Origin of the sequence: Bacillus sp. CFBP9009 (assembly GCF_036541465.1) — a bacterium.
GTDB lineage: Bacteria > Bacillota > Bacilli > Bacillales > DSM-1321 > Peribacillus.
The window spans coordinates 527,577-553,184 of sequence record NZ_JAZHFU010000003.1 but is presented as its reverse complement, the minus strand read 5'-3'; the positions used below and the strand labels follow the sequence as shown (position 1 = coordinate 553,184).

The window sequence follows — 25,608 nt, the reverse complement described above, 5'->3', positions numbered from 1 at the left end:
CATGTATTAGTAGAATAACATTTTTATATCGAAGACTTATACATTATAGAATAACAGAACTGATTAAAACAACTCGCGAATTTTTTCATAATAAGCGGTTCAATTTGTATTTCCCGAACAAAACTCGTAGATTTCTCTCTTTATGATGCTTATTGTTCGCTTCTTTAACGAGAATGATATCATTAATAAACTAGATACTGCCATAAACTATTCGTCATTTATGACTTAATTCCCTTTAAAATTATCGATTTTTTTTCTGCTTTTTCCGGGAAATGGACCATTTTTCAATTAGGATCCTTCTAATCAGGGCAATATTTTGAAACAGCCTTACGCCGAACACAAAGATTGCGGCTAAATATAAGTCTACACCAAGATGTACACCTAGAAAAGCCAAACCTGCGGCTAAAATAATATTAAAGAAGAATCCTGTTACAAATACTACTTCATCATAAAGATTTTGCAGATGAGCCCGTATGCCCCCAAATAAGGTATCAAAAGCAGCAAGCACGGCAATGGAGAGATAATTTGAATATTCGTGGGGAATATCAAAATCCACCAAAAAGCCAAGCGTGATTCCAATCAATAGTCCGAAAACCGGAAGCCACATTACGATTCCCCCCCATCCATAATGGGTTCCATGTGTTTTACATCAATAGCATTTTGGTAGGCCGGCAATGTCAACTCACCGGAAGGCACCTTAATCTGCACTTCAAAATTGTCTATAAAGAAATCATCCATAAGTTCGGAACCTTCTATGCGCTGCTTCAGTTTCTTTGGATTATCGGTTATTGCCTGCAGTTCGACCGGGTAATGAACAAGAGGATACCCGTCCATTTTCGGCTGCCCATTAATATCACGAATAACCGATGTTGATATATACCTTTGTCCTGAAATGGAAATTTCGTCAGCGCCATACCTATACATTTCATTAATGAGCCGAATGATCAATACAGGTGAAATATACTCGACCTTCTCACCAAGAAGGATATCCGCTTTGATAGGCTGTATGGAAACGATGACCCCATTACCTTTTATTTCGGTCAAACCTGCGTCAGTCTTTAATTCGGTCAGGGTGTCACGCAATACTTCTTCTTTACTCTCATTTTTCTTTGTTTCATAGGATGCTATTTTTCCCTCAAGCTTACTGATACCCTCTATTAACTCCGCCTGGGTCTGCTGTTCTTTCAATAAATCATTTTTCAGCTCCCACATATCCCTTGTATCGGATATGACAGGCTGATTCACCAAATTGAATTGAATAGCGAGCATGAAGCCAGCAATCAACGTAACCAAACTAAAAGAAAGCTTTTTATTCATTTCCAGTTTCTCACCAATCTTTCATCGAATCCGGCGGTCTGATCACCCTCCAATAATTGGATCAAAAATGATATTCTTTTGCTTTTCCACTGTAAAGATAATGTTCTCATTAACCAGCTGTTCCTTAATGCCACCGGGCAGGTCTAGTGAAGCAGCCAGGACATCCGGGTCCCCAATCGCAGAAATGATGAAGGGAGCAGGATGCTGATGGCCATCGATTGTAATCACAGGCCCATTACAGATTATGTATGAATCATGATTTAACCTTTGACCGTTAATCGCAACAGCCTCTGCACCTGATATGTATAGTTCATTGACGACCTTGAAGACATGCTGTTCATGAACGAGGTAGTTATTAACATTGGCTTCCGACTCCATATCTGTACCATCTTCAAGCGTCACCTGAAGGCCTGAGCCTTTCACCTTCACTTTTCCGAGAAACATCCGGTATTTTTCCGTATCCTTTGCCAAATTGAAAAAAAGCTGTTTTTCCTGCGCTAGGTCCTTTTCTATTTGGGACACATTTTCCTGCTTCTGAAGGAGTTCCTTCTGAAGTTCCCGGTTCTGTTTCTCTTGTTCGATCAGCTGCTGCCTGAGCTCATATTCCTGGTCCCAGGCTTTGTCCTTCCCTGCACCTTCGCCATCTTTGGTCAGATTGTAAGAGAAGGCAATCATGAATCCGAGAACCACGCAAACTAGGGATAAAACCACCCGTTTGCCATTAATTTTCCTCATTGGTGTCTTCCTTTTGTTCAGCGTCTTCATATGCTTTAAAATAAGAACCCACTTCCAGATCGATGACTCCCTTTACCTCTGGATCCAACTGGCTGACTATCGATGGGTAGTGAATCATTTTCTCGTATAAAGTACGGCTTGTCGCACTTACTTCAAACCCATCGTTCATAAACATGACGATATGGTAGTCATCGGTTTTGGTTGGAGCGTAATGAATTTCTGAAATGGCATTCTGAATCTCGACAGGAAGCTTGTCCAGCTCTTCTAAAAGCAACTTTAATGCTTTACCCTCTTTGAAACCAATTAAAACAGGGGCAAATACTGGAATTTCGCCTGTTGCTAGCTCCTCTAAAACGGACCCGTTTTCCAAAATGGGTGCAAACTTCCCATTATTGAACAGATATGCCATCCTGTTATGTTCCGAAACCGTAATTTTAATGGAATTGGGAAATACCGGAGTCACCTTAACGCTTTTTATTTCTTGATTTTTTTTGATATTGGCTGCTGCTGCCCCTGTATCAACCTTCCAGATGCTTCGATCCTTCTTCACCTTACTCAATTTAATGATCTGTTTGGAAGTAATATAACGATTCCCCTCTACCTGCACGGATTTCACATAGCTCAACGGGGATAAGAAATATAGCACACAAGCAACCAGAATGAAGAAAAGGGAAAGCAAAAGAACAAGCCGCCTGTTTGCTTTGCTTTTTCTTAATTGTTTTAATTTCGGGATGCGGTCCTCAATGGAAACGATTTTCCCCTTTTCCATCCCCTTCACCTCTTCCTGAAAAAATGGATGGTTCTTGAAAGTGTGAAATCAAGACAAACTCAATATTTGGCTATTTACAAACTTTAAAAGGTAACACATTATATCACAATATTTGGATATAATGAATCCATTATTTTCTGCCGATAATTTCCACTTCTGTTTCCATTTCAATTTCAAATTTATCATACACAGTATCCTTCACATGCTGTATCAAGGCTTGAACATCCGCTGCACTTCCATTACCTGTGTTAACGATAAAGTTCCCGTGCATCGGTGAAATCTGGGCTCCGCCAATAGAATGTCCCTTCAGGCCTGCATTCTCGACTAATTTACCAGCATGATGTGGAAGTGGATTCCTAAATATGCTCCCGGCACATGGAAGATTATACGGCTGGGTATCTTTACGGTAATTCTTGTTATTCTGCATTCTTTCTACGATTTCGGTTTTATCGCCCTCTGTCAATTGAAAAATTGCTTCCAGTACGATACCCGGTCTTTTCTTCTGAAGCAGAGAAGTTCGATAAGAAAACTCCATTTCTTCCTTCGAAAGCCAAGCTAAAGTTCCATCTTCGAAAAGAACATGTGCCTCCTTGAGAATTTCACTCATATCGGAGCCGTGTGCACCAGCGTTCATATAGACAGCTCCGCCGACGGAACCAGGAATCCCACTGGCAAATTCCAATCCTGCATACCCTTTTTTACTGATTTGCACGGACAGGCTGACAAGTGATACCCCAGCTCCTGCTTTTATCTCCGTCCCATTTATCTCGAGATGATCAAGTCCTTTACCCAATTTAAGAACTGCACCTTCAATTCCGCCATCACTGACAAGTAGGTTCGAGCCCCTGCCGATCACCCTCCATGGCATCCCATGATCTTTAATGACCTGCATCGTTTTTTCTATATTTTCAATGGATGACGGCACGATGAATAAATCAGCCGGCCCCCCAATTTTCATAGTTGTATGATTCGCAAGCGGTTCTTGTTCAAGAACTTTACCGATTTTCATTTCAGTTAATTGCTTTATCACATTATCCATGATAAACCTCCTTGTTGTTCCAAAAATTCCAAGTTATAAATTTTCATTTCCTCTTCCATGAGGTCCCTTATATTACAAGATTAATAACGCCTTTTAGCAGAAAAATGAACAGAAGCAAGCCCCAGTACGGCCTAACCCTCTTATACTATAGTCTAAACAAAGCCGTATTGCCAATATTTATTGTGGATTCCCCAACATTCATACATGGTAATATTTAAGCGGCATTTCATTTATTTCTAATTTTCGGCAAAGCTCCCTTCAAAATCGTTTTCCGGCAAGGATTTTCAACGTAAAAAAAGGGAAGCCCTGCGTTCAACAGGACTTCCCTTTTGCCAAACCATATATTTTACTTATTTCAGAACCTTGAATAACGGCTAATATTCAGGAGCACCCCAATCGCCATCAACATGAGCGTCAGTGATGAACCGCCATAACTTAAGAGGGGCAAGGTGATCCCCGTAACTGGCATCAGTCCCGTTACCACCCCTATATTGATCATCACTTGAATGGCGACCATCGCAATGATTCCCACCGCTACAAGGCTCCCATATAAATCAGGGGCACCAAGTGCGATCCGAATTCCCCGCCAAAGCATGAGCGCAAATAATAAAATGACGAGAGAGCCGCCGATGAAGCCAAGTTCCTCTGAAAGGATGGCAAAAATGAAATCAGTCTGCGGTTCTGGTAAATAGAAAAACTTTTGGCGGCTTTGCCCGAGTCCCAGGCCGAACAATCCACCGGGCCCGATTGCATAAAACGATTGAATCATTTGAAATCCGCTGCCTAAAGGGTCTTCCCAAGGATCCAGAAAAGACGTGATCCTTTTTATCCGGTAGGGCGCTGACAAAATCAGACCGATAAAACCTGCTACCCCGATTAGCCCCAAGCCGACAAAATGACTGATCTTTGCCCCGGAAATAAAAATCATGACGATGCACGTTCCAACCATTACCGTTCCCGTTCCAAGGTCCGGCTGTAACATGATCAATCCAAATGCCAAAAACACTAAACCCAAAGATGGAAGCATCCCTTTTTTAAAGGAGGTGATCAGCTTTTGCCGTTCTGATAAAAACTTAGCTAAAAAAGCGATCATTGCCAGCTTCATGAACTCAGAGGGTTGGACCGAAAAGGCACCTACACCAATCCAGCTCCTCGAACCATTTCTCGCCATACCTATACCCGGTACAAGCACAGCCAGTAACATAATGAAACAAATGATGATAAGGATCTTGGCCCATGTCCGCCACGTCCAGTAATCCACATTCATGATGAAAAACATGGCTATGACACCAACGCAGGCAAACAGCAACTGTCTTTTAGCAAAATAAAACGAATCATCAAATTTATATGTTGCCCATATGGCACTCGCGCTGTAAACCATGATTAAACCAACAGTCAAAAGACTTAAGGTGACGATAATAAGAATGAGATCAGGATTCGATTTTTTTAATGGCACGGACATCCACCTCTAGGAAGTTTTTCGAGCCTGCGAATATAAACATCAATGCTGATTGCTTGTCAGCACTTTAGTCAAAAAAAAAGCGATAACGGCTCATTATCGCTTTTTTCCAAGGTGTCTACGTAGAAGCAGGTTCACTTCTCTCTGCGAAAGCTCTTACTTAAGTTTATGCACGGCCTCCATAAACATGTCTCCTCTTTGCTCAAAAGTTTTATATTGATCCCAGCTTGCACAAGCCGGGGAGAGAAGAATGCAGTCGCCTTCATTTGATAATTCAAATGCAGCAGGCACGGCCTTTTCTACATTATCGACACGTTTTATATTCGCTATTCCTATTTCTTTGGCTACCCGTTCAATTTTTTCTGCCGTTTCACCAAAAGTTATCACGGCTTTGACATTTTTCATCGCCGGTTTCAACTCATCGAATTCATTTCCGCGATCCAAACCGCCTGCCAATAAGATGACAGGTTCCGTAAAGGATGTTAATGCTTTGGATGCTGCAAGAATGTTCGTCGCTTTCGAATCATTATAAAATTTACGGTTATCGATCGTTGCGACAAACTGCAGACGGTGCTCCACACCATAAAATGTTTTCAGTACAGTCTGAATGGCTTCGTTAGCTACACCCTTCAGTTTTGCCGCGGAGATGGCCGCTAGAACATTTTCCAGATTATGCTTACCAGGAAGGGCTATCTCTGAAACTTCAATGATTTTTTCCCCACGGAAACAGGCGGCACCATTTTCCACATAGGCTCCATTTTCATGTTTCACTTCAGCTGAAAAAGGAACAAGTTCAGCCTTGGTCTTTTTCGCCATGGATAAAACAAGATCTTGATCTGCATTATAAATCAAGAAATCTGAAGCTATTTGATTTTTCGTAATGGCAGCTTTTGCTTCGACATATTCCTGTTTGGAACTGTGATAATCCAAATGTGCATCATACAAATTTGTCACGATTGAGATTTCAGGACGAAATTCGTCTATTCCCATTAACTGAAACGACGACAATTCAATGACGATCGAGTCATCGGATTTTGCTTTTTGGGCAACACCAGAAGCCACTGTCCCGATATTACCGGCAATCAGCGGGGATTTTTCACCGGTCTTCAACATTTCGTATATCAATGTTGTCGTGGTCGTTTTCCCATTTGTACCAGTGATTCCTATGAAAGGTGCCTCACTTATCTGATAGGCCAGTTCAACTTCCGTTATAACTGGAATCCCTTTTTCCAATGCCCCTTTAATAATAGGGTTCCTATAGGGGATTCCCGGGTTTTTCACGATCAGCTCGAAACCTTCATCAAGGAGCTCGATCGGATGACTGCCGCAGATGACTTTGATTCCCTGTTCAAGAAGTCCTTGAGCCTCAGGATTTTCCGTTAATGGCTTCATGTCATTAACTGTAACGAATGCACCTAATTTATGTAGAAGCGAAGCTGCCATCACTCCGCTTTTTGCCAAACCCAATACTAATATCTTTTTCTCTGAATACTTTGCAGTCTCTCTCAATTATATCCACACCTCTAAATAGATTCCGAGTACCGCACACAGCAGCCCCACTGTCCAGAAAGTCACGACGACGCGCCATTCCGACCAGCCGGAAAGCTCATAATGGTGGTGAAGCGGACTCATTTTAAAAATACGTTTACCAGTCGTTTTAAAAGATCCTACCTGCAGGATGACCGAGAGCGTCTCTATGACAAAGACTCCGCCGATGATTACCAGTAGGATTTCAAGCTTCGTTAACAAAGCGATGGTTGCGATCGCTCCTCCAAGGGCCAAGGAACCCGTATCCCCCATGAAAACCTTTGCTGGATGTGCATTGAATACCAAAAATCCAAGTACTGCACCGACAACCGCCACCGAAAAAATAGCGACATCATATTGCGACTGACTCCAGGCCAAAATGGCAAAAGCACCAAAGGCAATGGCTGATGTTCCTGAGACAAGTCCATCAAGCCCATCCGTCAAATTGACGGCATTCGAAAAACCTACAAGCCAGAAAATAACGATAAACAGATAAAACCAGCCAAAATCAAAAGCAAAGTCAGTGCCTGGAATCGTCAATTCAGGATTAAAACGGTCTGTCTGCTTAAAGACGAAGTAAAAGATGACCGAAATCACAATTTGTCCAAGCAATTTTTGCTTGGAAGTCAGTCCCAGGTTTCGCTTCATGACCACTTTAATGAAATCATCCAGGAAACCTAATAAACCAAAACCTAAAGTAACGAATAGTAATAAATACGTTTCGGTTGAAGGTGCCGAGAATTTCAAAGTCATGATCAGTGTAGCGATGGTAACAGATAATAATATGACCAAACCGCCCATGGTGGGTGTTCCCGTTTTCTTCAGATGTGATTGTGGGCCTTCTTCCCTGATACTTTGCCCGAATTTCAATCTTCTTAAAAACGGGATGAAAATCGGCGAAAGAAGAACGGTTACTAAAAACGCCACCAAAATCGTATAAAAAATCACTTGTTCCAACATTCCTTACTCCCTCATTCCTAACACAATTCAAATATAAAATTCTGCTTGATGTCTTTTTTATTTGCTCCAGGGCAATTTAGCGTCGGTTCAAACTGAACCCAAACGGCTTTGAATCGCCTTTTCCGCTTCTTCACGGTCATCGAAGTGAAGCACTTCGTCACCGACCAATTGATAGGTTTCATGACCTTTTCCAGCTATTAAAATCACGTCGCCCTCTTCCGCCCTGGAAACAGCGTAAGCTATCGCCTGCCTGCGGTCTTCGATAACCGTATATTCTTTGCCTGCTACACCAGCCTCCATATCCCGGAGAATCTGGGCAGCATCTTCACTGCGCGGATTATCCGAAGTGAAGATCGGATCAGTCGCCAAGCTGCAAGCAATTTCGGCCATGATGGGACGCTTTGTCTTGTCTCGGTCCCCGCCGCAGCCCACTATCACAAAGATTTTCTTTCTAGCAAACTCACCAACAGTCTTGAGAACATTTTCTAAGCTGTCCGGAGTATGAGCATAATCAACGATGACCGGGAAGTCCTGATTCGCTGTAATGAGCTCAAAACGGCCTGCAACACCTTTTATTTCCTCGATGGATTTAATTGTCTCATCCAGATCGTTACCGGCGCACAGAGCGGCAGAGATGGCAGAGAGTACATTATAAACACTGAATTTACCAATCAGCTTCAGCTGAATGTAACGCTCTTCTTTACCTGCTGTCAAGGTGAAAGATGTGCCATTTGCATCAATTTTTATATCCGTGGCCCTGATATCCGCTTCTTTGTCTATGCCGTATGTAACCACTGTCGCAGCAGTCGCTTTAATGAAATCGGCTGTTGCCTCATCATCAGCATTAAGCACAGCATATTTAGGACGATTTTCTATGTAAGCATTGCCGAGCTGTGAGAAAAACAAGGATTTTGCTTGCCTGTATCTGTCCATGGTTTTATGAAAGTCCAAATGATCCTGTGTAAGATTCGTAAAGACGGCAATATCATAATCACAGCCATGGACGCGTCCAAGCTCAAGTGCATGAGATGAAACTTCCATAATGGCCGTGGTAACAGATGCTTCGGCCATTTCATGAAAAGCCTTCTGCAGCGTAACGCTATCTGGCGTCGTATTCTTGGTTTCATATACCGTATCGGCAATTTTTGTATACATCGTGCCAATCAAGCCTGTTTTTTCTTGTCGATCCTCGAAAATCTTTTCCAATAAGTGACTGGTCGTCGTCTTTCCATTCGTACCTGTAATTCCGATCAAGCGCATCTTTTGAGTCGGATGGCCATAAAATGCATCGGCAAGCACCGCCATAGCCCTGCTCGAATCCCTGACTACGATCACGGGAACATCGAGGTCAAGCGGCCTTTCGGCAATGACTGCTGCAGCTCCATGTTCTACAGCAAGTTGGGCAAAATCATGACCATCGACTGTATAACCTTTTATACAAACAAATAAACTTCCGTCTATGACTTTACGGTTATCATTTTCAATGGAGGTGATTTCAGGATTCTCTCCTTCATACGGAAATAAGGAGTGTAAATAAGATAGTAATTTGTGAAGCTTCATTTTTCCATCCCTCTCAACTTAATTTGAGGATTCATTATATGTGATTAGCCTCGGCTTGTCGAGAAAACCAATTTCAATTATACGGGGTTATCCCGACTCCGTAAACAAAGCGGCTGATGATTCTTCAGCCGCTTTAACTATTCATATATTATATTATACTTATTCTGTATTTTCGCCAAGATAAATTCTTATTGTAGAGCCTTGTTTTACTTTAACGCCTGGATCCGGGGCTTGATTTATGACTTTATCCCCATTTCCGGCAATATCCAGCTTAAGGTCGATGAGCTGGGTTTGCAACTCTTTTTTGCTGAGACCCACAACGTCAGGTACCTCGACCATTACGGGATCCGTCCAGACCGTTTCCTTCTCAATCTGGTTTTTCCTTGGCTTGACGCCCATGGCCCTAAGTGAATCCTCCATGATGTTCCCAACGATCGGTGCGGCTACTACCCCGCCGAATTGTACCGTCCCTTTCGGATTATCCACAGCTATATAAACGACGATTTGCGGATCATCCGCTGGAGCGACACCTATGAATGAGAGAATATAATTATTTTCAAGGTATCGGCCATTTTCAGCTTTTTGGGCAGTACCCGTTTTCCCGCCGACCCGGTACGACTCCACGAAAGCTCCTTTACCGCTACCTTGGGCGACAACGGATTCAAGTGCTTCACGGACTTTCTTCGAGGTTGCTTCCGAAATCACCTTTTTCTTCGCCTGTGGGGTCTTTCGCATCAGCACTTCCCCATTTTTTGGGTTCACCAGTTCCTTCGCGATATAAGGTGTATACAAAGTTCCGCCATTCACAGCAGCCGATACCGCTGTCACCTGCTGAATGGGCGTTACGGCTACACCTTGTCCAAACGCAGTCGTTGCCTGCTCAACCGGACCCACTCGATCCATGTTGAACATGATTCCTTTTCCTTCTCCGGTTAAATCAATCCCCGTCTTTTGCCCAAACCCGAAATCATTTATATATTTAAACAGCTTGTCTTTACCAAGCCGGTTTCCTAATTCTACAAACCCTGGGTTACATGAATTCTCGACGACTTCAAGAAAAGTTTGGTCACCATGTCCTCCTCTTTTCCAGCAGTGCAGTGTAGACCCTGACACCTCCACATGACCGGAATCATAAAAATGTTCCTTTTCTAAGTCGACCTTCCCTTCCTCAAGCGCCGCAGCAAGCGTGATGATCTTAAAAGTCGAACCTGGTTCATATATACTCCAAACTGGTAAATTACGATTATACACTTCTGAAGGTACATTTTGGAAATTGGCTGGGTCGAAGGTCGGCCTGCTGGACATTGCCAATATTTCCCCAGTATTCGGGTTCATTGCAATGGCAATTATACCATCGGGATCATATGTCGCCTCCGCATTATCGAGCTCCCTCTCCACGATCGTCTGGATTTTGCTATCGATGGTTAGCTTCAGGTTATCACCATCAACAGGGGGCTTATAGTCATCGGCCATATTCTCGAGCCTTTTCCCTTTCGCATCCGAGTAAAATTTAACGAATCCTTTTTCCCCGCTTAGTTCCTTATCATAAGACAATTCAATACCCATCAACCCTTGATTATCGGAGCCCGTAAAGCCAAGAACATGCGAAAGGTATTCACCAAATGGGTAATGCCGCTTTGAATCTTCAGCGATATAAACACCCTTTATCCCTAATGCTTTAATTTCCTTCGCCTTTTCATGAGATATCTTTCTGCCTTCCGGAATCCTGACGCTCATCGCCTGTTTCGTTAACCATTGATAAGCCTTTTCCTTTGTCATATCCAATATTGAAGCAAGCTGTTCCGCCGTCTCCCCTGGATTCTCAATCTGTCTTGGGATGACATAGACCGTTGGTGCAGATATATTCGTTGCCAGCTCGACACCATTCCGATCGAGAATTTCTCCTCGTTTGGCTTCAAAAGGAATATTCCTGCTCCAGGAATCTTTAGCCAGCCCCGTCAACTTATCCCCAAGATAAAACTGTACAATTCCCAATCGGATATCAATGATAAAAAAAACAACGATACCGATCGCCAATGCGATTGCCAGCCGTTTTCGGACAGTAACATTCGAAACACGCAAAAACAGGCACCTCCATTTCATACATGCTTCAATATATGCTTGTCTACTCGATGCTAGACTAGAAACCTTGAAAGAAATAAAGAGGGAATCCATTTAGGATCCCCTCTTTATCTTCACTCTGTTTTCTCTTTAGTCGGTATATCTACACCAGCCCCTTCAGGCTGGGATAATTCAATATTGATGGTTTCTCCTTCCTTTACTTTTTTCCCGGCCTCAAGACTTTGTTTACTCACATATCCTGTACCTTCAGTTTTCAGATCCAGTTTTGCAACCTTAGCCAATTTCATAACATCGCGCAGGGACCATCCCTTCATGTCAGGAACTTTCATTTCTCCTTCAGTCCGCAGTATTATCTTTTCACCCTGTAAGAGTATACTCCCGGCTTTTGGGGATTGATCGAGCACTTTACGCCCACTTCCGATCGTACTTACATCATAGCCAAGTTCCTTCAGTTCTTTGACAGCTGAACTCTCGGTTTGATTCGTATAGTCAACGATTTTATTTGCTTTTTGTTTTTTAACATCAGAAGGTTTGATGTTTAGATATTGCAGGCTATTTTGCATGACAGGATTAAATATCTCTGACAATGGATCAGCCCCAACATAAGATGCACCTAACTTCGGCTGCTTGACCGCCACATACATGACCAACTGCGGATCATCTTTTGGTGCCATGCCTAAAAAGGAGAATACATAGTTATTTTTCCCTTCTAAATATCTACCTGTCGGACCTGGAATTTGTGCGGTACCGGTTTTTCCCGCTACTTCATATCCATCAATGGCATATTTTTTCCCAGTTCCTTTTTTCGCGGTAATTACCGTTTCCAAATAATCACGTACCTGTTTTGCAGTTTCTTCCGAAATCGGTTGCCCTGTCACTTTCGGCTTTGTCGTTTTCGTAACTTTTCCGGTATCTTGATCGGAAATGCTTTTTATCACGTATGGCCGCATCATTTTTCCGTCATTAGCTATTGCGGATGCAGCTTGGATTTGTTGAATCGGTGTAACGGTCGAACCCTGTCCAAAGGCAGTAGTCACTTTTTCAAGCTTATACTTGTATTGAATTTTACCGGTTATCTCGTTCGGCAGGTCAATTCCCGTTTTTTTATCAAATCCGAACTTAGTCAAATACTCACGAAAAGTATCCGCTCCTATCTTATCCATTGCAAGTGTAGCGAAAGCGACATTGGAGGAGCGTTGAACCCCTTCAAGAAAGGTCATGCTCTTCCCTCTTTCGATTCCGCTATGATCTCCGATTTTCCCCGATCCGGCTTTGTAGGTTCCAGCAACAAAACTTTCATTCGGATTAAAGACCCCTTCCTCAACAGCAGCGGCAAGAGTGAATGTTTTCATGGTTGAACCCGGTTCGAAGGTTTCTTCAATAGCCAGGTTACGCCATGTATCCGTTAGTCCGACTTTCGTTGTCGGATGGAAGGTAGGCCTTTGCCCCATCGCCACTATCTCCCCCGTTTTTGGATTCGAGACAATCGCTATGATTTGTTCGGGATCGTATTTTTCCTGCACTTTGCTCATCGAGTCTTCCAAGAACGTTTGTATTTTCTTATCGATGGTCAGCATGACATCATTGCCATTATCCGGGGCAACCACCTTTTCCTCCTTATCTGGTAAAAGGAAGCCCCATGAGTCACTGTCATATGTCAGCTTCCCATCGGTTTCCTGCAATTCTTTATTGAGGTACCTTTCAATGCCGAACTTACCAGCCATTTCTCCCGTTTCTTCATCCTTTTCTACATAGCCAATCAGATGGGAGGCGAAAATCCCATTAGGATAGAAACGTTTATTGGTTCTTCCGAATGTAATTCCCGGCAGTTCCAATTTTTCTATTTTCTGCTTGACGACCTGAGTCAAATCCTTGCCGGCACTTCCAAATTCCACCTGGTATGCCCCTTTTTTCGTAAGTCTTTCATAAATGTCCTGTTCATCCATGTCGATATATTTTGCAAGCTTACTAGCGGTCATCTCCGGATCCTTGACATGCTCGGGCTCCTTTTCACTGAGTACAGCCCTTAAGATATAGGAGGAAGTATCCTCGGCGATGACTTCCCCCTTTGTATCGAGTATGCTTCCCCTTTTGGCTTCTATGACCTGTTTTTTTTCATATTTCTTGTCGATTTTCGAAGCCAGTACCTCCCCGCCTGCTGTTCCTGTCACCTGAATATACAAAAAGCGGCAGACTAATACAAAAAAGAGCAGGCCGAATAAGAAGAATAATCCGGCTGCCCCATGCTTCATATTTTTTTGTTTCTGCATTATCACTGCACACCCTTCACATTATTCTCATTTAACTTGAACCCTAGCGCTGCAGCTTTTTTCCAAATTCTCTCGTATGTACTAAGTTCAGCAACCTGCACTTTCAAATCATCATTCACTTTACCCTGTTCTTCAATCGACGTTTCCACTAGCTGGATCTCTTTATTCGTTTCATAGATGGCCGCTTGATTTGAGACAATTTTCACTCCCATAAAGGTAACCATGATAGCAAGGGCACATAGTAAGAAAACTTCACCAATGGATATCTTCGCTTTACGGATGACCACCGTTTGATGTGTCTGTTGCTGCTGTTGGTCTTCATATTGCTGTTCTTGTATTTTTTTGGCTATGGAACTCATTCATGTTCCCCCTTACTGTTTTTTTCTGTAATTATTGCTTTTCGGCGATTCTTAGCTTGGCCGACCGGGAACGATTATTCCCTTCCAATTCTTCTTCCGAAGGTAAAATCGGTTTTCTCGTAATTATTTTCATGGTTGGCTTGAATTCATCCGGGATAACTGGAAGTCCAGGCGGAAGGTCAGGCATGCTACTGGCCTTTTTGAATACCGTTTTACAAATTCTATCTTCAAGTGAATGGAATGTAATGACAGATATTCTTCCCTCTTTATCTAAAAGCGATATGGCTTGCTCCAAGGAATCCTCAAAGACACCAAGTTCGTCATTCACAGCGATTCTTATTGCTTGGAACACTCGTTTCGCAGGGTGTCCGCCTTTACGTCTTGCCGGGGCCGGTATCCCATCCTTTATTAACTCCACAAGCTCGAACGTCGTTTCAATCGGTTTTATTTCACGTGCCGCTTCAATTTTCCTGGCAATTTGTTTCGAAAACTTTTCTTCTCCATATTGGAAGAAAATTCTCAGCAAATCATGGAATGACCAAGTATTCACGACATCATAGGCAGAAATGGCAGCACTTTGGTCCATCCTCATATCCAAAGGTGCATCATGGTTATAGCTGAAACCACGCTCTGGTGTATCCAATTGTGGGGATGACACGCCTAAATCATAAAGGATCCCGTCCACTTTCTCGATTCCCCGGGCATTCAACTCTTCTTTTAAGTATTTAAAATTATTAGGAACAAGAACAATACGTTCGCCATAGCTTTCCAATTTCTCCTTAGCATTCCGAATTGCCGTTTCGTCCTGATCAAAAGCATAAAGCCTGCCTTTGTCAGAGAGCTGTGAAAGCAAGTATTCGCTGTGACCGGCTCCTCCTAAAGTACAATCCACATAAATTCCATCAGGTTTGATGTTCAATCCATCAACCGTCTCTTTTAATAACACTGTTGTATGTTGAAACATGCTAGACATCCTTCCAATCGGTTATTGAGTGACTCTATTTCTGAGGGCAGCCTTAAATATCAAAGCCAATCATATTTTCTGCTATCTCAGCGAAAGAATCCTCCGAAGCTGAAAAATAGTTTTCCCAAAGGGATTTGCTCCAAATCTCAATACGATTGGTAACACCAAGAATTACACATTCTTTTTCCAATTGGCCATATGAAGTAAGCGGCGTGGGGATATTAATTCGCCCTTGTTTATCAATTTCGCATTCTGTAGCTGCAGAAAAGAAAAAACGGGTAAAGGCTCGGGCATCTTTTTTTGTTAAGGGCAGGGCTTTCAGCTTTTCTTCAAGCAGCTTCCACTCTTCCATAGGATAACCAAATAAACATTGATCGAGTCCGCGGGTAAGAACAAATTGCTCCCCGAGATTTTCCCTGAATTTCACCGGGACTATCAAACGGCCCTTTATATCGATGTTATGATGGTACTCTCCCATGAACATACCCACTACCCCCACATTCTAATCTCAATGTACCACATTCCCCCACCTTTCTCCACTTGTTTTTACTTTCTCCTTCCAAGTAAAAATTCCCTTCTTTTCTTCTTAAGTTTATTTAGGCAAATTATTCAAAGAAACGCGCCTTTCCCTCGAATGGACTCAGACTAAGACGCAGTCCCACTATTACTGTCGAAGCACTACCGGACAAGTGCCCAGGAAACAGAAAAAAAGACAGGCTTTAGCACCTGTCTTTTTTTTACTTTATAATCCCTCCGTCAGGAATGGAAGTGGCAACCCCATAAAAAAATGATTAGTCCGCCACTTTTCCCCAAAACGGATAGTTTTCTAAATGAAAATCAATTTATGCTGATTATTGAACCGGTATTCCAGCTTCATCATATCCCGAACGAACTCTGGCCCATATTGATTCAAGTAATAAAACACGTTCCAAATCCGCTCCTGGGGTGATTCAAGAGGGTACAGTGAATTTGCTATCCGTTCATATTTCTTCAATATGACCGAATGCCGTTCCTTTGTACGGTCACCGATTTTGCCATACATGAAATTCAATTGCTTTTGGATGAATTCGATGTTTTTGTTCAACATCGGCTCAAGTCCTCTATCTAAAGAGACAGCGTGGACAAATAGCTTTTCATGGTTCTCTTCAAGCTGTGATTTCAGCGTCCCAAACAGATTGTCAATCGTCTCATCTTTCACGGAATCAAGGTAACTTTTCACAGCATTAGCGGTTCCTTCAGTCAGAACAGTTTCCAAACTGAGTTCCATTTCTTCAAGGTCGCTATGGATACTGCGCTCCACCAGCGTGATGTTTAACCTAGGAATGATTGGCGGCATCTTCATGGAAAACAATTCAAATACCTTTTTTAATTCGGCCCAATAAGCTATTTCCCCTGGCCCTGAAACGAAAGCCAATACAGGGAAAAGCATTTCCTGCATAAGCGGGCGTGTAATGACATTATTGCTTAATCGTTCTGGATGGTTTTTGGCTATCTGCAAGAGTTCCAGCTCGGTAAATGATACCTCACCATTTTTTCCGCTGAAACCGCCTTCTACACGTTCGAGTAAACATCGATCTTTTTTTTCTGGATCATAATAAAATAAATTAGCAGCCTGTTTATCCATTTCAATCATTTTCGCATACCCTTTCGCATGCATGAATGATTGCTGGTCCTCGACCATTTCAGCAATCCGTCCACTTTCATTGACCATCGATTCAAAGTATGCCCTCTCAATTCGCCTTAATTCCGGATCTCCGGCATCGACTAGTAAAAGGCCATATTCTTTGAACCATTCATGAATCAGCCTGGCGAAGAAGTCGACGAAGGTATTCGATTGCTCAATGGTTTCCTTCATATCAATCAGGAGTTTATTCGTAAAGGCCGTTTCTCCATATGTTTCAATGATTTCCTCAAGCCACTTCTCTGCCTTTTCCGTTTCCAGCTCCACGTCAGAAACCATTGTTTTATACGGTTGATAGGAAGGATAGGTTTTTTTATCGGGTTTACCGTTTTTCATGACATAAACATGATTGACTTCAGCTAAATCATGATCTTCTCCAGCTATCCAAAAAACAGGAATGACTGGCTGCCCCAATTCTTTTTCCTGGTCTTCCGCAAGCTTAATGATCGAAATCACTTTATGAATGGTATACAGCGGCCCTGATAATAACCCAGCCTGCTGTCCTCCAATCACAACCACGGAATCATCCCTGCGCAACCTTTCAATATTCCCCTTAACTGCCTCACTGAATGAAAGACGAGACATGTATTGTTGTATGTAATCCGACAATTCATCACGTGAAAAAGAGCGGTTCATCAATTCACTATATCTATTGAGATAAATGTCAGGCTTTGCTAAGTCATAGTGAAAATAATCCTCCGTTTCAAGACGGTTTTGTAAATAGTCCGATGCAAAACGGTTTAAAGATGGTAACGCGAGATCTTTCATCTCCATTTCTGTTCTCCCTTTCTCTGCAACTACAATTCTTTTTAGAGTATAACATTCCGGTTTAAGAAAACAAAAGAAGTTGCCCAGCAGCAGAAAATTGATGCGATGTTCTATGTTATGTAGTCAATATCTTCGTAATACTTGTAATTATGCCAATGGAAAATAATAGAAGGTAAGCCACAAAAAAGAAGGCGAAGTTCACTCTCCAAAAACCTTTTAATACCTTATGGAAAATGATTTCTTCTTTTACCTTGTAATGGACAAGGACCACCAAGAATGCGTTAAGGATCATGATGAGCATGATCACCCAAAGAATTTGCTTATCCCAAATCGTAATGATCAAATAATGGACGGATAATACGAACAGCAGCGTACTCATGTCCATTGCAAATTGAACGGAGCGCCTATGGTTCCCAGTGAATTGTTTGGCACTAATAAAAAAAAGTATATACCCTGCGAAAGGCAAGGTAATAAATATCGCGGCAAGGTTTGAAACTACGTACGGCACATCCTCATCCCCCCTGAGACTCTTTTCCTTTGACCATCTTATATAAAGAAGACGTCAGGCAATGACTTTTCCCTTTGCTCTTTGCCTCCGAGAGAATATGACCCAAAATGGCATCAATTTCCGTTTGACGGCCATTTTCTAAATCTTTTAGCATCGATGATCGATTTTCAGCTGTTGCCATACAAACGGACCTCACATTTTCAAATGACTCATCCTTATTTTGAACTTCCAAAATACCGGAGACTTCTTCAAAAAGGTCTTGAAACATTTGGTAATAAAAGGGGTTAGTGATCAAACCGCCATTTTCCACGCCAAGTATCGCTGTTAATGGATTTATCACTGCATTGACGACAAGCTTATCCATCAGCATCGAGTGAAAATCCTCACTCTTCGTAAAAGGAAAATGATCGATCCTTTCATCCACTAACGATAGTTTCTCAAGTTCCCCTTTAAAGGAAGCGATCCTTGTAATGCCGAGCCCTGTATGCTCGACGGTATTCCCGTCATGTTTCAATGCCCCATGCTCCACTACCCCCACATATATGGTCGGGGATTGAAGCTCCTTTAAATAAGAAATATGCCCATAGCCATTCTGCAAGAATAGCAATGGAACCTGAATACCTTTGATTCTAGGCAGTATTTGCGGCAGGTGATATTGCTTGACGGCCAATATAAGAAGATCCACATCCGATATCCCTTTATCCAGCCCCATAGAAATGATGCCTGTCAGCAGCCGGCTTTCACCACCCGCAATAAGACGGATTCCATCACGTTGGATGATGGACGCCTGATCCGCAGTATGGGTATAAAGAGTCACACTATGTTTTTCACTTAAATGAGACGCAAACAGCAGCCCGATGGCCCCTCCCCCAATGATTCCAATTCTCATAATACCCTTCCTTACTTTTTGAAATATATTTACTATTTTATCACATTATCTTTTTTATCCTGCATCAATTTCCCATCAACAACTTTGGAAACGCCGTCAACCTGATTGCATGGAGTTTACCCGCCACCAACAAGGCTCGCCATAAAATATCAATGGAAAGAATTATTAATACGCCATTGAAGATATATTCTCTTCTTTAAGCGTTAATTTAATGGTATATTAGATACGAAAAGCTTAGCCATTTTAAAGACTTTATAGGAACAAAAGATAACTCCAATCTCTACCCACGAAATATTGGAGGGAAAAGGGCGGGGGATAAAAGGCTATAAGCATTTAATCAGCTAGGATAAATCGATGATGTAATACTAGATATAGCCTAAGCTGGAATTCCACATGGTAAAGATCAGTGGGATGACTTTCAAAGGGTACTATCGGAAGAGGTTTATCAGAATTAAGGGGGAGCTTTTTTATGGAATACAAGGTTGAACGATTACTTGTAAATTTTAAAACGCTTGAGGAATTCAAAAAATTCAAAGAATACGGGATACAGGAACTGTCCATGCTCGATGATTTAGAGGCTAACATCATTGAAAATGACAGCCAATCACCTTTTTACGGAATCTTTTATGGCGACAAACTTGTAGCCCGCATGAGCCTGTATAAAAGAAGCGCTAAATTTGACCGGTATTTTGACAATTCCAGGGACTTCCTTGTTCTCTGGAAACTTGAAGTCCTGCCTAACTATCAGAAAAAAGGTTATGGAAGAGCTTTGGTTGAATTCGCCAAAAGCCTGAACATGCCTATCAAAACCAACCCAAGAGTTCATTCACAAGACTTTTGGAAAAAGATGGGTTTTTCTGCTGTTTCCTATGATTTGGACAGGGACCTTGGAGAAAACCCGCTGATTTGGAGCCCATTTGACATACAAGATAAAAAAGAAATAGATACGCAAGAATAAGGAATACCAAGAAAAATGCGGGCGGATTTTCCCACCCGCATTTTTCATTTATTGACCCTTTCCAAATTACCATTCTTATCCATTTGGAAACTTACCTTCGGATTCGTCTTTTCGTCCTCTTGTACACTAAGCTTTCTTGCACGCTCCATGATCTGCATTAACGCACGATAATCTTCCTCAACAGCTTTCAGGTTTTCTTTAAGCAAAGCATTCTCTTCCAGCAATCGGACATTTTCCTGTTCAAGAAATAGGGACCGCTCAGAAATCCGTTCTTTTTCCTTATTATCAAGCTGAAAGAATTCATCCATTTTGGTTAAATATAATATAACTTCCTGAAGGGTAATAGATTCTTTATCTTCATGCCGGGGGGGCTTTTCTTCAATCGTGACATTTTCCACCGCTGCAACCGAATCCCTTTCCATTTCAGGATTATTGACCACCTGTTCTTTCCTTTGTTTTTTCGCCAGCTCTATCCCTGATTTATATTGCTTCCTTACAAATGAATTCCAGCGGAACCCACAAGCAGCAGATGTCCTCGATAGCTGTTTCCCCACTTCTTCAAACGCCTTTAATTGTGTACTGCCTTCTCGTATATGCCTTAGCACCACTTCAGCCAACAACAGATCCTCATCATGAGTCCATGCATCTTGTCTCGCAATCGTCATCTCTCTACCTCCTTAGCAAGTTTTAATTCATAATATGCACATGCTAGGAAAGATAGAAGATATATAGAGCGTGTAATATTTATTTTTTCTTATTTAAAAAACGATCGACAGCAGCATGATGCTCATCACTCGCCCACAGTTTAGAACATTCCCGGATTTCCGCATCCATTCTTCCTTTAAGCCCGCTACCCTGCCATTTATGGACCAGCAATCGCTTATAGGCCATCAATACCCCTGTCTCATGGCGAAGAAAATCTTCTGCGAACCTTTCCCATCCATCCGCACCTTCTCCGACTATCTCATCTACGAAACCCAATTCCTTTGCTTCCTCGGCTTTATGTATTTTTGCATCCAATAATAGCTTTAGCGCTTTTTGCCCTGATATTTTTTCAAGTAAAAGTGAAGCTCCGCCCCAGCCTGTCGTTATTCCCAGAGTACCTTGTACAAACCCTAGCTTAACTTCCCTCTTTGCTAATCTGAAATCACAAGCTGTCGCAATTTCGCATCCACCGCCGAAAGCACTTCCATTGATGAGCGCTATTGTTGGTTTTGGGAAAACTGCTAGTTTATATAGAATTTCACCCATTTTCGATAACATAGCAAAGGCCTCTTCTTCTGTACGCAAATCCTGAAATTCCCTTAGATCCCCGCCTGAACAGAATGCCTCAGAGCCCGCCCCTGTCAGGACCAGCAACTTAACTTCATCATCGCATGCAGCTTCTGACAATATCGACTCGAGTTCGTCCATCAATTGATAATTAACGGCATTCCTTTTCTCCGGTCTATTAAACATGAGCTTCATGAAACCGCGTTCATCCTTTTCAACATTAATTACTTGATCCAGGTTAACACCTTCTCCGAAACCATCGGCAAACATAGATGATTCAAAATATTCTGCCAAATATATTTGTAAAAAAAGCACAGAGAAAAATCCCTGCGCTTTGATTAGCGTGTTGCATCAAGAAAGCAAAGCTCTCAAGTAGGTCAAGAAATTATTTTGCGACAACTTCTTTTCCTTTATATGTTCCACATTCTTTACAAACGTGATGTGAAAGAGTCATTCCACCACAGCTCGGGCATTCTACCATACCAGGTACTTGAAGCTTGAAGTGTGTACGACGTTTTCTTTTTACAGTTTTCGACGTTCTTCTAAAAGGTACAGCCATTATTCCCACCTCCTTAAAAAATATAAAAAAGCTGGAAAAATCGGATTAACGATTTTTCGTTCCAATCAAGATTCTTTATTGTTGTCAAAAAAGTCGGCAAGCTTTGCAAATCTCGGATCAACCTTATGCTCATTTTCCTCTTCAGAAATAACAGCCCAGTCTTTCCCGGATTGAGGAGCAGCTTCATTCGAATCGACATCCTCACAAAAAACCTGCATCGGAATTTCTAGCAATAAATTTTCTTTAATTACCGGTATTAAGTCTACAACGTCACCTTCCACAACAGTAACATCGTCTCCGTAGAAATCGGCGCCATCTGCCTTTAAAAGAAAGGTTTCCTTTGTATCAATATCAATCGGATATTTAACGTCTACCAGTGTACGGGAGCAAGGTAATGTTAATTCACCTGAAAGATGCAAGTGAAAAGTAATCTCGGTCGAGCTGATATCAGCTCTTCCTGCTACTCTGATCGGAGAAACATCGCGAATTTGCGGGTCTCTTTCTCTAATGTCCAAGACATCCACCAGTTCATCAAACCGTAAATCTTTGTCCCGAATTTTTTGAAGTTGACTAATCGTCCATTTCAATTGAAATCACCTCAAGGCAACAAAAATAATTATAGCTTTCAATTATAAGTTTGTCAATATTTTTTCTTTACACTATAATGTAGTCATCCTAACTGATTGTCTAGGTTTAAGAATCATTACAAACAAAAAAATCCGGACGATTACTTATAGTAATTTTACTTGAAATACTATTTTAGCACTAAGTTGATAAAATACAAAGTTTTTCTCTGAGGTGAACGAATGAAAGCTTGCGGTTTAGTAGTCGAATATAACCCTTTTCATAATGGACATGTTTTACATGCAAGAGAAAGTAGAGAAAAAACAGGGGCAGATGTTGTGGTCGCTGTCATGAGCGGGCCCTTTTTACAGCGTGGCGAGCCCGCTATCGTCAGCAAGTGGACCCGTGCCGAAATGGCCTTGAATGGCGGCATAGATCTTGTCATTGAACTTCCCTATGCTTTCGCGACACAGAAGGCGGAGATATTTGCAAAAGGATCTATTTCCCTTTTGGAATCCCTTGGCTGTGACTCCTTTTGCTTCGGAAGCGAAGATGGCCGAATTGAACCATTCATCACCGCCCACAGAATTCTTTCGGATAATTCCGCTGCATTCGATGCTGCAATTAAATCGGCTATGGATGCCGGTAATAGTTATCCGGCCAGTGCTGCCCAGGCTTATCGATCGATCATCAATGATGATGCGGCATTGGATTTGACGAAGCCAAATAATATTCTTGGAAAGGAATATGTAAGTGCTGCCCTATCAAATGGCTACTCCATTCGCCCTTATACGATTCAAAGGGTCGCTGCCGGATACCATGAAACAAAGTTGTCCAAAGACCCTATTGCCAGCGCAACAGGGATACGTAAAGCCATCCATGAACACAGGGAATTAAATTCTGTTTCCAGTTATATTCCTCAGCCGACAATGAATGGTCTTGAGCAATATTTAACGCGCTACCATGCCTTGCATGACTGGGAAATGTATTGGCCCCTGTTGAAATACCGAATCCTTTCTTCCTCTTTAATCGAATTGGCAGGGATATACGAAATTGAGGAAGGCATAGAACACCGAATAAAGGAGATGGCCAAACAATCTTCGAGCTTTTCTGGATTCATGGCAGATCTGAAGACAAAACGCTACACATGGACACGACTACAGCGGATGTGCGTCCACATATTGACCCATACATTAAAGGAACAGATGATTCACAATGATCAACCAGCCTATATCAGACTTCTTGGCATGAATGGCCGGGGACAAGAATATCTTCGCACTGTAAAAAAAGGCTTGCTCCTCCCGCTCATCTCTAAACTTTCGTCCTATCAGAAGCAGGACATCGATACGGACTTGCGAGCGGCACAGGTGTACGCACTTGGCTTGTCCGAACCGTATCAGGCTGCCTTGATGAAACGGGAATATGAATCTCCCATCATTTTCAAATGAAGAATGGTTTAAGCTTGGCCCGTCCATCTTTAAGAATAAAAATCCAATCATCAAAAAAGCGCAAACAGTAGATGACTGCCTGCGCTTTTTTTCATTTTTCCTTTCCTTTCAGCTTCGTTAAATAGGCTATTGCATCATCAAAGTTGTCAATCGGTACGATCTTCATGTCCGTGTCGATATCCTTTGCTGCAATGAGTGCATCTTCATAATTCGAACCTGCTGCTCCGTTTTCATTTGGGGCAAAGAATATTTCCGCTCCAGATTTATCGGCTGCAACTATTTTCTGTTGAATTCCGCCAATTGGACCGACTGTCCCATCATCAGACATCGTTCCTGTACCCGCTATGTCATAGCCACCTGTAAGATCGCCTTTTGTTAATTGATTATAAATCTCCAATGAAAACATTAAACCAGCCGAAGGACCGCCTATTTGTTCTGAATCTATGGCAATCGCCGGTTTTGTGGTCACTTTTCGATTGTCATCCAGCGAAATGCCTATTCCGACCCTATTTGGGTCATTTTTAAAAGGCTGCAATGAAAGAACGGCCGTTTTCTCCGTCTCTTCCCGCTTATACACTATTTTTACTTCATCTCCAGCCTTTTTTCCGTTAATGTAGTCCATGAATTCCTGTGCAGACTTGAATTTAACGTCATCGACCTGAATGATTTGATCGCCCGCTTTCAGCTCTTTAGCTGCCGGCATTCCTTTTAGCACGTCCAAAACATATACACCCAGGTACTCGTAATCGACATCTTTCCCTGCTTTTTCATATGCGATCTGAATGGCATTATTTTTAGAACCATCCATTAAGTGCAGCTGCCTGATATTATATTCTTCATCTGTTTCATCTTCGCTTCGAATGGAGGTTTCCGGATAAAGCTCCTGATATTTGCTCCATTTCGCCAGCATGTAGGAATATATATTCGCCCGGCCCATCCTTACAGTGGTTAACATAAAGCTTCCTTTTGCTTCATCTCCTCCGGATACCTCAATGATTGGCTCCAATTCTTTAGCCATTCCTGGTTTTGATACATAAAAAGGTAGGGAATAAAGGGCTGATGCTATGAGAAGTATAGCCACCACCAGGAAAGTGCGTACATATATTTTACGGCTCATCTTCAAAGGACTCCTTCCAAGTAACAATGCTCTGCTTAATTTGATCTATCTTTCCTCTTGCAGCTTCTTCTCCAATACTAATTATTTCCTGAACGTTTGTAAATGATTTAGAGCTGTATTTCTCAACCCTGGGGCGTATCATGACGTCTGAAGCAAACTCCCTGCTTTTAACCAGTTCCATTTGCAGGATATCGAGGCTTTGCATGATGACATCATAGATGGAGTTTATCTCCATATCCTGTTTCACGTGGGCTACATCCACACCAATTATGATGTCTGCTCCCATATCCTTCACGACTGAAACAGGAACCCTGTCAACAACGCCGCCATCAACAAGCAGTCTGTTTCCGATTTTTTCGGGAATGAAAATGCCGGGAATGGAAATGCTTGCCCTTACAGCCGGTGCGATGGGACCTTCCTGAAAGATGACTTTTTCCCCCGTTTTTATATCAGTGGCGACCACCGCCACAGGAATATCAAGTTCTTCAAATTTCTTGCCATATGTAAATACCCTGATTAAATCCTTTGTCCGTTTACCTGAAATAAAGCCCATTTTAGGTATGGTGAAGTCTAAATAATACTTTCGCTTAAATGCACGTGACAACTTATACAGCCTCTCGATATCCGAACCCGCTCCATAAAAGGCTGCAACCATAGCTCCCATGCTGCTTCCAGCAATCATATCTATCGGAATGCCTTCTTGCTGTAATACCTTTATCACGCCAATATGTGCAAACCCCCTAGCTCCTCCTGACCCAAGTGCAAGCCCGACTTTTGGTTTCGACAAAGATATCCCTCCCGCT

The 25,608-nt window shown here is 42.2% G+C and carries 25 protein-coding genes; 2 read left to right on the top strand and 23 right to left on the bottom strand.

The genetic code is table 11. From position 1 onward, the window contains the following. Positions 1-241 precede the first annotated feature (241 nt). The 17 genes from V3595_RS12075 to V3595_RS11995 all read right to left on the bottom strand — a co-directional run bounded on the left by V3595_RS12075 (position 242) and on the right by V3595_RS11995 (position 18,887). Complete coding sequence (locus V3595_RS12075; protein WP_434169045.1) at positions 242-607, bottom strand: small basic family protein; 366 nt, start codon at positions 605-607, stop codon at positions 242-244. After that, positions 607-1,317, bottom strand: a complete 711-nt coding sequence (locus V3595_RS12070; protein WP_485907398.1) for a DUF881 domain-containing protein — start codon at positions 1,315-1,317, stop codon at positions 607-609. Before V3595_RS12070 ends, V3595_RS12075 begins: the two co-directional genes overlap by 1 nt. A 42-nt stretch (positions 1,318-1,359) precedes the next feature. After that, entirely contained in the window at positions 1,360-2,052 is a 693-nt protein-coding gene (locus V3595_RS12065; protein ID WP_402900432.1) for a DUF881 domain-containing protein, read from the bottom strand. Continuing rightward, positions 2,039-2,821 carry a cell division protein FtsQ/DivIB gene (locus tag V3595_RS12060; protein WP_485907397.1) on the bottom strand — a complete coding sequence of 261 codons (783 nt, stop codon included), beginning with the start codon at positions 2,819-2,821 and terminating at the stop codon, positions 2,039-2,041. The genes V3595_RS12065 and V3595_RS12060 overlap by 14 nt, the downstream gene beginning before the upstream one ends. Before the next feature lie 130 nt (positions 2,822-2,951). Further along, positions 2,952-3,860, bottom strand: coding sequence for a UDP-N-acetylmuramate dehydrogenase (gene murB, locus V3595_RS12055; protein ID WP_260357038.1), 909 nt, complete (start codon positions 3,858-3,860; stop codon positions 2,952-2,954). 355 nt (positions 3,861-4,215) lie between these two features. Then, positions 4,216-5,322: a stage V sporulation protein E gene (gene spoVE / locus V3595_RS12050; protein ID WP_245406448.1), complete on the bottom strand. Its 1,107-nt coding sequence runs from the start codon at positions 5,320-5,322 to the stop codon at positions 4,216-4,218. Between the two features lie 153 nt (positions 5,323-5,475). Continuing rightward, positions 5,476-6,828 (bottom strand): UDP-N-acetylmuramoyl-L-alanine--D-glutamate ligase, encoded by a 1,353-nt coding sequence (gene murD, locus V3595_RS12045; protein WP_485907396.1) that lies wholly within the window; start codon positions 6,826-6,828, stop codon positions 5,476-5,478. Next, a complete protein-coding gene (mraY, locus tag V3595_RS12040; protein ID WP_101224579.1) occupies positions 6,829-7,806 on the bottom strand; it encodes a phospho-N-acetylmuramoyl-pentapeptide-transferase in 978 nt (325 codons plus the stop codon). It lies immediately after the preceding gene. Positions 7,807-7,893: 87 nt separating this feature from the next. Next, on the bottom strand, positions 7,894-9,366 hold the full coding sequence (locus V3595_RS12035) for a UDP-N-acetylmuramoyl-L-alanyl-D-glutamate--2,6-diaminopimelate ligase (protein WP_485907395.1): 1,473 nt from the start codon (positions 9,364-9,366) through the stop codon (positions 7,894-7,896). A gap of 159 nt (positions 9,367-9,525) precedes the next feature. Beyond that, the gene (locus V3595_RS12030; RefSeq protein WP_485907394.1) at positions 9,526-11,448 is read right to left on the bottom strand and encodes a stage V sporulation protein D; all 1,923 of its coding nucleotides are present in this window, start codon (positions 11,446-11,448) and stop codon (positions 9,526-9,528) included. Positions 11,449-11,561: 113 nt separating this feature from the next. Then, the gene (locus V3595_RS12025; RefSeq protein ID WP_485907393.1) at positions 11,562-13,718 is read right to left on the bottom strand and encodes a penicillin-binding protein; all 2,157 of its coding nucleotides are present in this window, start codon (positions 13,716-13,718) and stop codon (positions 11,562-11,564) included. A 2-nt stretch (positions 13,719-13,720) separates the two neighbouring features. Further along, positions 13,721-14,077, bottom strand: a complete 357-nt coding sequence (gene ftsL / locus V3595_RS12020) for a cell division protein FtsL (protein WP_101224576.1) — start codon at positions 14,075-14,077, stop codon at positions 13,721-13,723. Positions 14,078-14,108: 31 nt separating this feature from the next. Next, positions 14,109-15,041, bottom strand: a complete 933-nt coding sequence (gene rsmH / locus V3595_RS12015; protein ID WP_034313911.1) for a 16S rRNA (cytosine(1402)-N(4))-methyltransferase RsmH — start codon at positions 15,039-15,041, stop codon at positions 14,109-14,111. 52 nt (positions 15,042-15,093) lie between these two features. Then, positions 15,094-15,525 (bottom strand): division/cell wall cluster transcriptional repressor MraZ, encoded by a 432-nt coding sequence (gene mraZ, locus V3595_RS12010; protein ID WP_034313914.1) that lies wholly within the window; start codon positions 15,523-15,525, stop codon positions 15,094-15,096. Positions 15,526-15,867: 342 nt separating this feature from the next. Next, positions 15,868-17,496, bottom strand: coding sequence for a bacillithiol biosynthesis cysteine-adding enzyme BshC (gene bshC / locus V3595_RS12005; protein ID WP_485907392.1), 1,629 nt, complete (start codon positions 17,494-17,496; stop codon positions 15,868-15,870). Between the two features lie 109 nt (positions 17,497-17,605). Next, entirely contained in the window at positions 17,606-17,998 is a 393-nt protein-coding gene (locus tag V3595_RS12000) for a DUF3397 domain-containing protein (RefSeq protein WP_350301946.1), read from the bottom strand. Between the two features lie 4 nt (positions 17,999-18,002). Further along, positions 18,003-18,887, bottom strand: a complete 885-nt coding sequence (locus V3595_RS11995; RefSeq protein ID WP_485907391.1) for a 2-dehydropantoate 2-reductase — start codon at positions 18,885-18,887, stop codon at positions 18,003-18,005. A gap of 469 nt (positions 18,888-19,356) precedes the next feature. Here V3595_RS11995 and V3595_RS11990 point away from each other — a divergent pair, with 469 nt between their 5' ends. Further along, positions 19,357-19,845, top strand: coding sequence for an N-acetyltransferase (locus V3595_RS11990; RefSeq protein WP_101224571.1), 489 nt, complete (start codon positions 19,357-19,359; stop codon positions 19,843-19,845). A 44-nt stretch (positions 19,846-19,889) separates the two neighbouring features. Here V3595_RS11990 and V3595_RS11985 read toward each other — a convergent pair whose 3' ends face one another. The 4 genes from V3595_RS11985 to V3595_RS11970 form a co-directional block, all read right to left on the bottom strand. Continuing rightward, entirely contained in the window at positions 19,890-20,510 is a 621-nt protein-coding gene (locus V3595_RS11985; protein WP_485907390.1) for an RsfA family transcriptional regulator, read from the bottom strand. A 79-nt stretch (positions 20,511-20,589) separates the two neighbouring features. Further along, the gene (locus tag V3595_RS11980) at positions 20,590-21,432 is read right to left on the bottom strand and encodes an enoyl-CoA hydratase/isomerase family protein (RefSeq protein WP_485907389.1); all 843 of its coding nucleotides are present in this window, start codon (positions 21,430-21,432) and stop codon (positions 20,590-20,592) included. 70 nt (positions 21,433-21,502) lie between these two features. Next, complete coding sequence (gene rpmF, locus V3595_RS11975; protein ID WP_034313929.1) at positions 21,503-21,676, bottom strand: 50S ribosomal protein L32; 174 nt, start codon at positions 21,674-21,676, stop codon at positions 21,503-21,505. A 65-nt stretch (positions 21,677-21,741) separates the two neighbouring features. Continuing rightward, entirely contained in the window at positions 21,742-22,263 is a 522-nt protein-coding gene (locus V3595_RS11970; protein ID WP_098371093.1) for a YceD family protein, read from the bottom strand. 219 nt (positions 22,264-22,482) lie between these two features. On the opposite strand from V3595_RS11970, the gene V3595_RS11965 reads away from it, so the two are divergent. Then, complete coding sequence (locus V3595_RS11965) at positions 22,483-23,688, top strand: nucleotidyltransferase (protein ID WP_485907388.1); 1,206 nt, start codon at positions 22,483-22,485, stop codon at positions 23,686-23,688. 91 nt (positions 23,689-23,779) lie between these two features. Here V3595_RS11965 and V3595_RS11960 read toward each other — a convergent pair whose 3' ends face one another. Together V3595_RS11960 and V3595_RS11955 are read right to left on the bottom strand one after the other, a co-directional pair. Continuing rightward, entirely contained in the window at positions 23,780-24,805 is a 1,026-nt protein-coding gene (locus V3595_RS11960) for a SepM family pheromone-processing serine protease (protein WP_485907387.1), read from the bottom strand. After that, positions 24,795-25,592: a patatin-like phospholipase family protein gene (locus V3595_RS11955; protein ID WP_137018809.1), complete on the bottom strand. Its 798-nt coding sequence runs from the start codon at positions 25,590-25,592 to the stop codon at positions 24,795-24,797. Before V3595_RS11955 ends, V3595_RS11960 begins: the two co-directional genes overlap by 11 nt. Positions 25,593-25,608: the final 16 nt, after the last annotated feature.

Coding starts and splice junctions, on each gene's coding strand:
- V3595_RS12075 (WP_434169045.1), bottom strand. CDS start 607: ATGTGGCTTCCGGTTTTCGGACTATTGATTGGAATCACGCTTGGCTTT.
- rpmF (WP_034313929.1), bottom strand. CDS start 21,676: ATGGCTGTACCTTTTAGAAGAACGTCGAAAACTGTAAAAAGAAAACGT.
- V3595_RS11985 (WP_485907390.1), bottom strand. CDS start 20,510: ATGACGATTGCGAGACAAGATGCATGGACTCATGATGAGGATCTGTTG.
- V3595_RS11965 (WP_485907388.1), top strand. CDS start 22,483: ATGAAAGCTTGCGGTTTAGTAGTCGAATATAACCCTTTTCATAATGGA.
- V3595_RS11990 (WP_101224571.1), top strand. CDS start 19,357: ATGGAATACAAGGTTGAACGATTACTTGTAAATTTTAAAACGCTTGAG.
- V3595_RS11995 (WP_485907391.1), bottom strand. CDS start 18,887: ATGAGAATTGGAATCATTGGGGGAGGGGCCATCGGGCTGCTGTTTGCG.
- bshC (WP_485907392.1), bottom strand. CDS start 17,496: ATGGAGATGAAAGATCTCGCGTTACCATCTTTAAACCGTTTTGCATCG.
- mraY (WP_101224579.1), bottom strand. CDS start 7,806: ATGTTGGAACAAGTGATTTTTTATACGATTTTGGTGGCGTTTTTAGTA.
- V3595_RS12065 (WP_402900432.1), bottom strand. CDS start 2,052: ATGAGGAAAATTAATGGCAAACGGGTGGTTTTATCCCTAGTTTGCGTG.
- V3595_RS12025 (WP_485907393.1), bottom strand. CDS start 13,718: ATGCAGAAACAAAAAAATATGAAGCATGGGGCAGCCGGATTATTCTTC.
- mraZ (WP_034313914.1), bottom strand. CDS start 15,525: ATGTTCATGGGAGAGTACCATCATAACATCGATATAAAGGGCCGTTTG.
- V3595_RS12060 (WP_485907397.1), bottom strand. CDS start 2,821: ATGGAAAAGGGGAAAATCGTTTCCATTGAGGACCGCATCCCGAAATTA.
- V3595_RS12035 (WP_485907395.1), bottom strand. CDS start 9,366: ATGAAGCTTCACAAATTACTATCTTATTTACACTCCTTATTTCCGTAT.
- rsmH (WP_034313911.1), bottom strand. CDS start 15,041: ATGTTTCAACATACAACAGTGTTATTAAAAGAGACGGTTGATGGATTG.
- spoVE (WP_245406448.1), bottom strand. CDS start 5,322: ATGTCCGTGCCATTAAAAAAATCGAATCCTGATCTCATTCTTATTATC.
- ftsL (WP_101224576.1), bottom strand. CDS start 14,077: ATGAGTTCCATAGCCAAAAAAATACAAGAACAGCAATATGAAGACCAA.
- murB (WP_260357038.1), bottom strand. CDS start 3,860: ATGGATAATGTGATAAAGCAATTAACTGAAATGAAAATCGGTAAAGTT.
- V3595_RS11960 (WP_485907387.1), bottom strand. CDS start 24,805: ATGAGCCGTAAAATATATGTACGCACTTTCCTGGTGGTGGCTATACTT.
- V3595_RS12070 (WP_485907398.1), bottom strand. CDS start 1,317: ATGAATAAAAAGCTTTCTTTTAGTTTGGTTACGTTGATTGCTGGCTTC.